This window comes from Microcystis sp. LE19-131.1A, assembly GCF_027532015.1.
GTDB classification, from domain to species: domain Bacteria; phylum Cyanobacteriota; class Cyanobacteriia; order Cyanobacteriales; family Microcystaceae; genus Microcystis; species Microcystis ichthyoblabe_A.
In genome coordinates, this window is sequence record NZ_JAPZSS010000048.1 from 1 (window position 1) to 10,646 (window position 10,646).

The following is a 10,646-nucleotide window of genomic DNA, read 5'->3' on the forward strand; positions in this document are numbered from 1 at the left end:
TACTTATATGGCAAGCCTTTTCGGGAGTTCATAGATTTTCAACGGTTCTCTAAATTGTGTGATTGGAACCAGAATCGTTATTACAAAAGCCTTCTTACCCTTCTGAGCATTTATACTCATTACATAATTGGGATGCTCCCATGGATTTATCCTTAGTCATTTACCGAGAAATGATCAGGAATTAATGGCATTTTTTCAAGGAAAATTACCACCACAAGTCAAATCTTTTAGCTTTTCTGTCAGTAATCCTCTGCTATTCTCCCCAGAAATAAAAGTAACGCCTTTTTGGGAAGTTGAGACTGGTTCATAATCTTTCTTGAACCTTGAAAAGCGGTTAATATCTCTGGAAAATGGAGAATAGGGAACTCGAATCCCTGACCTCTGCGGTGCGATCGCAGCGCTCTACCAACTGAGCTAATTCCCCAGATATAGACCATAATAGCATTTTTGAGCAGAAAATCCTAGGAACTGGCAAGGGATCGAGGGGCAAAAAATTGAGCGGCTTCTCTCTGGAAAACTTTAAAATGGAAAAAGTAATCTTGAGGATGATAACTAATGGCGATACTACGCTTAGAGAATGGGACAACCTATACCCAGTTAGCCGATATTAGTCTGGAATTGGCTAAATTAAATGTCACTTTAAACTATTGGCCGATCGAAAACGAGGCCACCCGTCAGCTACTTAAGCAAGCTTCTCTGACTGACGAAGAAAAAGAAATAGTTTTAACCAGCTTAGACGGTTATTTTGAGCAACTAAAGCAAGAAGCGGGTTATCAAGCTAGAGATTTAATCGTTTTACACCCTGAAATTCCCAATCTCGACACTTTACTGGCCAAATTCGAGCGCTGTCACACCCACGCTGACGATGAGGTGCGTTATATCATTGATGGGGAGGGGGTTTTTGGCTTTGTCTTTCCCGATGGTTCTCAGGGGGAATTAACTATTCAACCTCAAGAATACATCAATGTTCCCGCCCATAGCGAACACTGGTTTCACCTCACTGCCAGTAAACGAGTTAAAGCAGTGCGTTACTTCACCACTACCGCCGGATGGGTTCCCGAATACACGGAAACCGTTATTCGTTTTCCTAGTTTAACAGCCGTGTAGCTCTTGGTTTCAGGCGATCGCTTTCCCAAAAAGACAGAGGAGTTTTGCGGGGATGGCAACGCCGGCAGCCACAATCTGTTAAGCGGCAAATCTGTCCTGTTGAAAATCTCCCGTCCAGTGCCTAGCCAGACGGGAGATTTTCTCAATTCGGGGGATTGGCGTGATAGATTTAGTCTAAGCCGAATTGATTGCCCCGTTTGTACTGTAAATAGGCGGCAACGAACAAACCCGCTAGGGTAATGGGAATTAAGCCTAGGACAATCCCTAGCACTAAAGGTTCAATCACGTCTGTACTCCTTGGATTAGCAATTTTTCACCCGTATTTTATCGTAGCAGGGGTTGCCCGCGAAAGATAGGGCGATCGTACATACTTCTTAAGTGGGGTGTGGGGTGTATTTTCAGTGAACAGTGAACAGTAATCAGTAATCAGTGAACTGAAAACTCAGATCTGATAACTGATTCAAGACTGTCTCCTGTCTCGGAGTCTCCCGACTCCCCAAAAGGAAAACTTCACTATTAAGATAACTGCTCTACTCTAGGAGCGATCGAGAAAAAATTTTCTCAATTTGCCTTTACCCCAATAGCGATCGATTTCGTGCCAGAGATTGTGGAGACAAAAAACCACTGCGAGACAGAGAGTAACCGCAAGGATTTGAGAGAAACTTTCCCTTTGCCAAAATTTGGCCATTGCCTCCGAAATCACCCGCGTTACCCGATAAGCTTCCAGAAAACCCTCGATCGAGCCGAGAATCAGTGCTGCTAGGGTATAAACAAAGGTTCGATACAGAACACTAACGTAACGGGGACGATTTTCTAACCATTCTAGCTTCATGGCTGCGTCGAGAATGGCCACGGTTTTTGCCGCAAGGATCGCTCCTAAGATCGCTTTACCCAAAACGTAGGTGGTAATCGAATACTCTTCCAGAAATAATTTCATGATCAGAAGAATATAACCGAAAGCCAAGAAAAAAAAGAGGGCAAGAGAACCGATTTTTTTTAATTCCTTTTTAAGTGCTTCCATTTATTTTTATTGATTTTTTTTGATATTTTCTGCCAAGATAGCGGCCGCGTACCATAACTATAAGCTATAGTTAATTATTTGTTGCAGCTATTCTCCCATCTCCAGCAGAAAGTTTGAGCGCTGATAACTAAACTGATGCTTGAAACTAATTACGGCTTGATTGTCGATAAAATGAGGATTACCGAGGGGATCGATGGCACTGAAAGCGTAGAAATAACGGCGTGCTAGGGGCGGAAAATCGCTAAAATCGAAGATTGTGTCACCTTGGGCCACATCTGCCCAAAAATTGCGTAATTTTGGGGCTAATTCCTCCGCTAGACTCACGGGAAGATTGAGGGGATGACAGGTTAATAAACGCATCATAAAAGGATAAGAGCGATCGCCTAACCATTGCCGAGAAATAGCGGGTAAATTCTCCCATCCGGGTATATTTTGCAGATGAAAGGATTCTATGGCTAATTCAACCGTGTTTTCGCAATATTCTAGCACCCGGTAGGGATGGGGATAACTGACGAGAGAACCGGTGGTAATTTCATAGATACCTCTAGTAAAAGCCAGATCCTGCACGTGGAGATGACCGGTAATCAACAATTTTACGCCGTTTTCCTGTAGTATATCGAGCAGTTCTCCCGCATTAGCCAACATATAGCGTTTACCTAATTCATGATTGCTTTGTCCGGGTAAATGCTCGATAACGTTATGATGGATCATCACCATCACTAGATCGTTTTTTAGCGATGGTAAAATCTGTTTTAACCAATGCAATTGTTCTGCATCTAAACTGCCAATTTGTTTACCTTGCTCATCAAATTGATTAGAATTAAGACCGATTAATTGCACTCCGGGTAAAATTTCTTTTTGGTAGTATATTTGTTCGGGATGGCTGTAACCAAATTGTTGATAATAAAAGGGAAAATCTCCTAAACCGATCTGGTTTTCTGTTGCGGTTAAACTCAAAACATCATGATTACCCGGCACCACATAGACGGGAAAGGGTAAAGTGGCTAAACAATCGGCTAACCAACGATGATTTTCTGGTTCACCATCTTGGGTTAAATCGCCAGCAATCAGCAAAAAATCGAGGTTAAGGGTGATGAGATGGTCTAAAACAATTTTTAAAGCGGGAATACTCACTTCCACCAGATGAAAGCGATTAGAATGGTTTAAAATGGTTGTGGGTAAAGCGATATGAGGATCGCTGAGAATGGCGAAACGGAAATTCATCGCATTCAATTGGGCTAAATATCGGTAAACTAGATCGATCGAGGAGAAATGAGGAGAAAATATCTTTGGCTAAAGTTCGCGTTCGTCAGCACGTCAATCCCTTAAGTCATAAATATCGCCATCCGATCGCTCCCCCCGATTGGAATCAAGTTTATCAGGATATGACGCAACCTCTCCATCTTGATATTGGTTGTGCGCGGGGTAAATTTTTGTTACAAATGGCCCAAGTATATCCAGAAATTAATTTTTTGGGGATTGAAATTCGTCAACCTTTGGTAATTGAAGCGAATCAGGAACGGGAAAGGTTAGGATTAAGTAATCTCGCTTTTGTTTTTGGCAATATGAATGTTGCCCCAGAAATTTTACTGCAATCTTTGCCCGTAGATAAGTTATTTCGGGTGTCGATTCAATTTCCCGATCCTTGGTTTAAACAGCGTCACAGTAAGCGTCGAGTCGTGCAGCCGGAATTAGTCATAGCTTTGGCTAAATATATGGTATCTGGAGGCTGGGTTTTTTTACAGTCGGATGTGGAATCGATCGCCCTGGAAATGACGGAGAGATTTCAAGCACATCCCCATTTTGTTCGGCAACATCAAACCCCCTGGTTAGCGGAAAATATTTTCCCCATAGCGACGGAGAGGGAAAAGTCCACTTATAATAAAGGTCAACCGGTTTATCGTTCACTTTTTCGAGTTCGGTAGCTTCAGCTAAAATATCTTGGCACTGTCTGAAATCATGGTTATAAATCTCGACTCACCCCTAATACTTGAGGAGAATAATCGCCCTCCTGTATCTCAATTGTTAGAATTTCTCTTAGCAACAGAAAAAAACAATAAAAAAACTAAAGAAAATCTTACTTTTGAGGCTTTAGTCGGTACTTGGCGATTATACTTGATCACAGGAACTCAAAAAGCGAAAAAGAGAGCGGGAATTGTTTTGGGTAAGGGGCGCTATCTACCGTCCTGGTTAAAAATTACCATCTCTTACCAAAGAAATGAGAGCTTAGAACCGGGAGAATTTATCTCTGGAAGCGTCAGCAATCAGATATTTTTAGGGGCAGTAAAACTATCTGTAAGCGGTCCGGTTAAGTTTTTTCCTAAAACCCGTCTTCTTGCCTTTGATTTCACCCGGCTCAACCTAACCCTATTTAATCGCTCTCTCTATTCAGGTTTTATTAGAAATGGCCAGGTAAGCGAAGCTAATTTTTATCAGGAAAGCATCAAAAAACAGGCATTTTTTGCCTATTTTCTGATCACAGAAACAATGATAGCAGCCCGGGGACGAGGGGGAGGATTAGCCCTTTGGGTAAAAGAGATAAGTGAGACAAAACTAGCTGAAAAATAATTTATTAGAGGAGAAATAGATGGGATATTCTATCGATGTAGATGGGACAAATTTTGACAGTGAAGTGATCGAGAAGTCCTATCTAAATACAGTGATTTTAGACTTTTATGCCCTGTGGTGTGGACCCTGTAAATTGGTAAAACCGATGCTGGAAAAACTGGCAAGTGAATATAATTTTATCCTGGCAAAAATAGATATAGATAAAAGTCCCGAATTAGCCGAACAATACGATGTAGAAGGAGTTCCAGATGTGCGAATTGTCAGCAAGGGAGAAGTGTTACCCTGTTTTGTCGGTGCTTTGCCAGAAGAACAAATTAGAGACTTATTTTCCCGTCTCGATTTACAATCGGAATTAGAAACAGGATTAGCAGAAATCAAAGAAGCGATCGCCCTCGATAATTTGCCCGCAGCTAAACAATTATTTGATCGTCTTTTTCCCAAATATCCCGACGAACCGCGATTAATTATTATGGCGGTAAAATTTCTCATGCGTCTAGAAAAATGGTCAGATGCCTACCGATTAATCAGTGCTATTAAAGAAGAAAATCCTGTTATCAAAGGTTGGAAAACTCTCCTAGAATTTCAACAGTTAAAACCAGAAAATAATCCCCTCGATCCGATATTTTTTACTGGGATTAATTTCGCCTTAAAAGAAGATTATGCCGCCGCTTTAGATAAACTGATCAGCCTGGTGGAAGAAAGTAGAAAATATCGTCAGGATGGGGCAAGAAAAGCCATGTTAGCCATATTTCAGATTTTGGGGGTTAGTCATCCCCTCACCCAAGAATACCAAGCAAAGTTAACATTTCTGCTCTACTAAGTAGGGTTTACTAAAAAAGTTTGTTGGTGGGGTTAGGAGTCAGGAATCGGTCAGAACTAAAGCAATTACCCTGGTAATTTCAACAAATCTATTCCTCGAATTTCTGTTGACAACTGCCAGGGAATTGCTAGAGACAAGACAGTTTATTTGTGGCGAATCATTTCATAGAGGGCAACGTATTCTTCCCCGGGGCGATTCCAAGAGTAATCGCATTCCATGCCTTGAATCTCTAATTTTTGGAATTCTTCCGGTTGAGTGTACCACAATTCTAATGACCGGGACATGGCTGATTCGAGGGCATTATTATCGGGATCAAAAAAGACAAAACCATTGCGTTCTTCCGGTTTGTGATAGGTATCATAATCACGATCAAAAACCGTATTAACTAAACCACCAACTCCCCGGACAATGGGAACGGTTCCATATTTTAAGCTGATTACTTGTGTCAGTCCGCAGGGTTCAAAATTACTGGGAACCACAATCATATCGGCCCCCGCATAAATGAGGTGAGATAATTCCTCATTAAAGCCCAATTCAATATGGACATCAGGGTTATTATTTAGGTGATTTTTCTCGTGCCAGAACCAGTTATTAATTAACGATTCGGTGGCGGAACCTAAGAGGACAAATTGCGCCCCGCGAGCTAAGGCATAATACATGGCATGGTGAACTAAATGTACACCTTTTTGGTCATCTAAACGACCGACATAACAAATTAAGGGCTTTTCTGGTTCATCTCTTAACCAGAGTCTTTCTCGCAGTGCCTTCTTATTGCGTGCCTTCTCGGAGAAGTTATCAATACCGTAGGGTGCAGGAATAAATTTATCTACTTCTGGGTTCCAGATATTGTAATCTAAACCGTTGAGAATGCCAGTAAATTTGTGTTGATGCTGGTGAATTGTATGACCTAAACCGTAACTAACATCGGTGTGGTGTGCTTCCCAAGCATGGTGGGGTGAGACGGTATTGAAATAGTTGGAAAAGACGATCCCACCTTTCATAAAATTAATCACAAAAGGATTGAAGTTATCGCGCATTCGGGCATAGCTAAAGTAGTAAGTATCGTTATTTAATCCTGTTGCCCAGAGAATTTCTGCACCACCAAATCCTTGGTGTTTAAAGTTATGGATGGTGTAGAGAACGCGCTGATTGCCCATACCATGATATTTATAAATTTCAAAAAGTAAGGGCGGAATTAAACCCGTTTGCCAGTCGTGACAATGAATTATATCGGGACGTTTATTACTTCTGAGCAAAAATTCTAAAGCGGCTTTAGAGAAGAAGGCAAAACGCATATTATCGTCTTTACAACCGTAGTAAGTACCGCGATTAAAGAAATTATCCCCCGAATTGGGTTGAATAAAGAAACACAAGCGCCCGTGTACCCAACCACAAAAAACGTTACAGTGAATTGCGCCACCGTACCAAGGCACCCACAGGTCCCGATAAGCCTCGTGTAAGCCCCAAATTTGGTCGTAGCGCATACAATCATACATGGGTAGGATTAGCTCCACGCAATGACCGCGAATTTCTAATTCTCGACTCAATCCATATACCACATCCCCCAATCCCCCAGCTTTAATCACCGGGGCGCACTCGGAGGCAACCTGAACTATATACATATATCAATAACTCCCTCGATTAATCTACAGGTCAGCTAGAAGCAATTTTTACAAAAGTATACAGTCTTCTGTGATTAAATGGCTCGATCGAATTAGTTGCGGGTTTGGGTGTTGGGGTGTTGGGGAGAACAAAGCTGCCTTTTGCCTTTTGCCTTTTGCCTTTTGCCTTTTGCCTTTTGCCTTTTGCCTTTTGCCTCCTCAATATTAACAGCGTTTTAACTGTCCTAGTAGCAAAATCACCTCATCGATGCCGTTTCTGAGGGTGGTGGCGGTTTTATCGCTGTTATTGACGGTTATGCTAAAGATTAGGGGTTGATTGTCGGCGGTTTCTAGATAACCGGCGAGAGCGGTAACTCCGGTTAAAGTCCCGGTTTTTGCCTGTAATCGTCCTTCTAGGGGAGTCTGGCGAAATCTATTGGTTAAAGTGCCATCAATGCCGCCAATGGCTAAAGAACGACGATAATCAGGATTTTCTGCCATTAGTTGTAAGATTTGACCTAAAGTATTGGGTTTAATCAGGTTTTGTCGTGATAGCCCCGAACCATCGCCGATTTTATAACTATCGCTGTTAATTCCCAGTTTTGTTAAAGTTTCTTGCAATCCCGAGACACCGCCGAGCATTTGTAGTAGGGTTTCGGCTAGTAAATTATCGCTATTTTTATTGACTTTTTCCACCAAATATGCTAGGGGTTCTGATTCTAAATTTGTGATTTCATCGCCGAGAATTTCTGAGCTAATTTCGGCGGTTTTAACGGTAATTCCCGTTTTTTCGAGGATATTACGCCAGCGATCGAGGAAATACTCCGAGGGTTGGGGAATAGCTAAATTAAAATCATCTTGACTATCAATAGCCAGAGAACCAGTGATAATCAGGCGATTATTGGCTAAATTGCCCTTAATTGCCAGATTATTCGGGCTTCCTTGCGCTGCCGTGCTGGTTTGATTCTCAATTAGCCATTGTTTAGCGGCAATGGGATCAGACCATTGTAAATCTAAGCTTTGCCCCAATTGTCGCGGTAAAAGCCTTAAATTGACGGAATTTTCGTTTAAAACCAAGCTAGAAGCGGGTACAGCATAGTCAAAAAAGACATCTTCCCATTCCCAGGTTTTTTGACTATCGGAGACGACAAAAGGACTAGCAACGACAATTAAACGAGAAATTGAGTTAATTCCCCTTGCTTTTAACTTTTCTGCTAATTTTTCTAACTTTTCTGTGGTTATGGTTGCATCTCCCCTCCCGACTAAGGTTAAAGTCTCTAAATCGGGGGGGTTGCCTTGGGCTAAAATGGGGGTTTTCAGACGATAATCGCGGTTAAATTTGCTAAAAGCGGCGGCAGTGGTTAATAATTTCGCAGTAGAAGCGGGAGTAAAAAAGTTATTTTCGTGGAGACTATAGAGATTTTCTTGAGAATTGAGGGATTTTACTAAAATTCCCCAATAAGCACCTTGATAATCGGGTCGGGCCAAAATGCGATCGATCTCGGTGGCTAAGTCTGCTGGACAGATAAACTGGGAAGGGGGGGAATTGTCTTGACTGATGGGGGTTGCGAGGGTGAGGGGATGGTTTACCCAGAGAAATAGGGAACAGGTCCCCAAGAGAAAAGATAATTTCGATCGGCGTGTTAGCATAGAATTAAATCTTGGCAGTAGGTAGGCGTTAAAAATTATCAGATGCCCCCCTTATTAAGGGGGATCCCCCCGCCTATCGGCACCCCCCTTAATAAGGGGGGATCGGCACCCCCCTTATCAAGGGGGGCAGGGGGGATCGAACCTAAAATCCATTTTTAATTTAATTATAACCAGCTACTTAGTAAATAAATTGACTCTAATTTAGCAGCATTAGTGACCATATTGTCCTAGTTACTTAATAGATTCAGTTAGGGATTGATCCGAGATATTTTCTATCCTTTTTTGCCCAGAAAGTTTCTTGATTCCGTCAAATTTCTATACATTCGCGAGGATATTTTTATGAGTTATGATTTTGATTTATTCGTGATTGGTGGTGGTTCTGGGGGTATTGCCACCGCTAGACGGGCAGCCGAATACGGGGCAAAAGTGGGATTAGCAGAATATGATCGCTTGGGAGGAACCTGTGTTAATCGCGGTTGTATTCCCAAAAAATTAATGGTTTATTCTAGTCGTTTTCCGCAACTATTTAAGGATGCGGAAGGTTACGGGTGGAGTTCAGTAGAGAGTCAGTTAAATTGGCAAAAATTAATTAGCGCCGTTAATCAGGAAACTATCCGTTTAAATGGCATTTATCAAAAGATGCTCGATAATTCTCAAGTGACGCTTTTTCCTAATTATGCCAAGTTTCTTGATAGCCATACCCTAGAGGTGAGAGAGGAGAAAATTACTGCCGATAAAATTTTAATTGCCGTGGGGGGACATCCGGTTAAACCCGATATTCCGGGGATCGAACACACAGTAGTTTCTGATGCCATGTTTCAACTGCCAGAACAACCAAAAAGAATTATAGTTTTAGGAGCGGGATATATTGGGGTAGAATTTGCCGGTATTATGCACGGATTGGGGACAGAAGTGGTGCAGTTAATCCGTAAAGACAAGATTTTAAGAGGGTTTGATGAGGATATCCGCGATGAGATTCAAGGGGAAATGATCCGTCAGGGAATTAAAATTATGCCCGAAACTTTCCCCACTTCGATCGAGAAAACTGCTGCGGGTTTAAAAGTACATATTCAGGGTCAAGAAACCTCAGAAATCTTATTTGTTGATGCCCTAGGATTAGCCGCTACTGGCAGGATTCCTAAGCTGGAAAAATTGGGCTTAGAGAATGTCAATGTCGAGGTAAAAAATCGGGCAATTGTCGTCAACGAGTATAGCCAAACCAGTGAAGATAATATCTATGCCGTGGGTGATTGTACCGATAAAATTAATTTAACTCCCGTGGCGATTAATGAGGGGCGAGCTTTTGCCGATACAGTCTTTGGTAATAAACCCCGGTTAATGAGTTATGAAAACGTTCCTTCGGCAGTATTTTCTACTCCTGAAGCGGCGACGGTGGGATTAACGGAATTGCAAGCCAAAAAACAATATGGTGACACGGGAATTAAAGTTTATCGGTCTAAATTCCGCCCTGGTTACAATGTTTTACCAGGCCGAGAGGACAAAACTTTGATGAAATTAGTTGTCCACCAGGAAAGTGGTAAAATCCTTGGGGCGCACATGGTGGGAGATCACGCCGCCGAAATTATTCAGGGAGTAGCCATTGCCGTAAAAATGGGGGCGACAAAAGCCGATTTTGATGCCACTGTCGGCATTCATCCCAGTGCTGCCGAGGAATTTGTCACCATGCGTTGATTAAGTAGGTAGGCGTTAAAAATTATCAGACACCCCCCTTATCAAGGCTGTCCTTTAGTCACATCTTTCTTAACATTTCAAACCTTTGTAGCACAAGGCTTTCAAGACTCGGTTAACAATTTGTAATATTCCTTGTTGACACCCTTACTGACAAAGAAAAAACTGAAATCAAGTCAGGATAAGGGTT

10 protein-coding genes and 1 tRNA gene are annotated in these 10,646 nt (G+C 42.0%); 5 read left to right on the forward strand and 6 right to left on the reverse strand.

Annotated features, from left to right (window positions below; genetic code table 11):
* Positions 1 to 351 precede the first annotated feature (351 nt).
* Positions 352 to 424, reverse strand: a tRNA-Ala gene (locus O9323_RS04090).
* A gap of 131 nt (positions 425 to 555) precedes the next feature.
* Between O9323_RS04090 and O9323_RS04095 the strand changes: the two genes are divergently transcribed.
* Positions 556 to 1,107 (forward strand): 1,2-dihydroxy-3-keto-5-methylthiopentene dioxygenase, encoded by a 552-nt coding sequence (locus tag O9323_RS04095; protein WP_002736975.1) that lies wholly within the window; start codon positions 556 to 558, stop codon positions 1,105 to 1,107.
* Positions 1,108 to 1,276: 169 nt separating this feature from the next.
* On the opposite strand, the gene petG is transcribed toward O9323_RS04095, so the two are convergent.
* From petG to O9323_RS04110, 3 genes are all read right to left on the reverse strand, one after another.
* Positions 1,277 to 1,393, reverse strand: a complete 117-nt coding sequence (gene petG / locus O9323_RS04100; protein WP_002738052.1) for a cytochrome b6-f complex subunit V — start codon at positions 1,391 to 1,393, stop codon at positions 1,277 to 1,279.
* Positions 1,394 to 1,642: 249 nt separating this feature from the next.
* Positions 1,643 to 2,128, reverse strand: a complete 486-nt coding sequence (locus O9323_RS04105) for a hypothetical protein (protein ID WP_002756288.1) — start codon at positions 2,126 to 2,128, stop codon at positions 1,643 to 1,645.
* Positions 2,129 to 2,215: 87 nt separating this feature from the next.
* Entirely contained in the window at positions 2,216 to 3,352 is a 1,137-nt protein-coding gene (locus tag O9323_RS04110) for a metallophosphoesterase family protein (RefSeq protein ID WP_002756290.1), read from the reverse strand.
* Positions 3,353 to 3,417: 65 nt separating this feature from the next.
* Here O9323_RS04110 and trmB point away from each other — a divergent pair, with 65 nt between their 5' ends.
* From trmB to O9323_RS04125, 3 genes are read left to right on the forward strand one after another with little or no spacing between them, the layout of a single operon-like run.
* Positions 3,418 to 4,053, forward strand: a complete 636-nt coding sequence (gene trmB / locus O9323_RS04115; RefSeq protein ID WP_002756291.1) for a tRNA (guanosine(46)-N7)-methyltransferase TrmB — start codon at positions 3,418 to 3,420, stop codon at positions 4,051 to 4,053.
* 34 nt (positions 4,054 to 4,087) lie between these two features.
* A complete protein-coding gene (locus O9323_RS04120; RefSeq protein WP_149107132.1) occupies positions 4,088 to 4,696 on the forward strand; it encodes a hypothetical protein in 609 nt (202 codons plus the stop codon).
* A 19-nt stretch (positions 4,697 to 4,715) separates the two neighbouring features.
* A complete protein-coding gene (locus tag O9323_RS04125) occupies positions 4,716 to 5,516 on the forward strand; it encodes a tetratricopeptide repeat protein (RefSeq protein WP_002756294.1) in 801 nt (266 codons plus the stop codon).
* Between the two features lie 143 nt (positions 5,517 to 5,659).
* Here the strand turns inward: O9323_RS04125 and glgA are convergent, their stop codons facing one another.
* Together glgA and dacB are read right to left on the reverse strand one after the other, a co-directional pair.
* Positions 5,660 to 7,138, reverse strand: a complete 1,479-nt coding sequence (gene glgA / locus O9323_RS04130) for a glycogen synthase GlgA (RefSeq protein WP_288124722.1) — start codon at positions 7,136 to 7,138, stop codon at positions 5,660 to 5,662.
* Between the two features lie 204 nt (positions 7,139 to 7,342).
* A complete protein-coding gene (gene dacB / locus O9323_RS04135; RefSeq protein ID WP_149107134.1) occupies positions 7,343 to 8,767 on the reverse strand; it encodes a D-alanyl-D-alanine carboxypeptidase/D-alanyl-D-alanine endopeptidase in 1,425 nt (474 codons plus the stop codon).
* A 339-nt stretch (positions 8,768 to 9,106) separates the two neighbouring features.
* Between dacB and gorA the strand changes: the two genes are divergently transcribed.
* Positions 9,107 to 10,459 (forward strand): glutathione-disulfide reductase, encoded by a 1,353-nt coding sequence (gorA, locus tag O9323_RS04140; protein ID WP_193977230.1) that lies wholly within the window; start codon positions 9,107 to 9,109, stop codon positions 10,457 to 10,459.
* Positions 10,460 to 10,646 lie beyond the last annotated feature (187 nt).

Excerpts from the sequence above, each read along its gene's own strand:
- O9323_RS04095 (WP_002736975.1), top strand. The coding sequence starts at position 556 with ATGGCGATACTACGCTTAGAGAATGGGACAACCTATACCCAGTTAGCC.
- O9323_RS04105 (WP_002756288.1), bottom strand. The coding sequence starts at position 2,128 with ATGGAAGCACTTAAAAAGGAATTAAAAAAAATCGGTTCTCTTGCCCTC.
- O9323_RS04110 (WP_002756290.1), bottom strand. The coding sequence starts at position 3,352 with ATGAATTTCCGTTTCGCCATTCTCAGCGATCCTCATATCGCTTTACCC.
- O9323_RS04120 (WP_149107132.1), top strand. The coding sequence starts at position 4,088 with ATGGTTATAAATCTCGACTCACCCCTAATACTTGAGGAGAATAATCGC.
- O9323_RS04125 (WP_002756294.1), top strand. The coding sequence starts at position 4,716 with ATGGGATATTCTATCGATGTAGATGGGACAAATTTTGACAGTGAAGTG.
- glgA (WP_288124722.1), bottom strand. The coding sequence starts at position 7,138 with ATGTATATAGTTCAGGTTGCCTCCGAGTGCGCCCCGGTGATTAAAGCT.
- dacB (WP_149107134.1), bottom strand. The coding sequence starts at position 8,767 with ATGCTAACACGCCGATCGAAATTATCTTTTCTCTTGGGGACCTGTTCC.
- gorA (WP_193977230.1), top strand. The coding sequence starts at position 9,107 with ATGAGTTATGATTTTGATTTATTCGTGATTGGTGGTGGTTCTGGGGGT.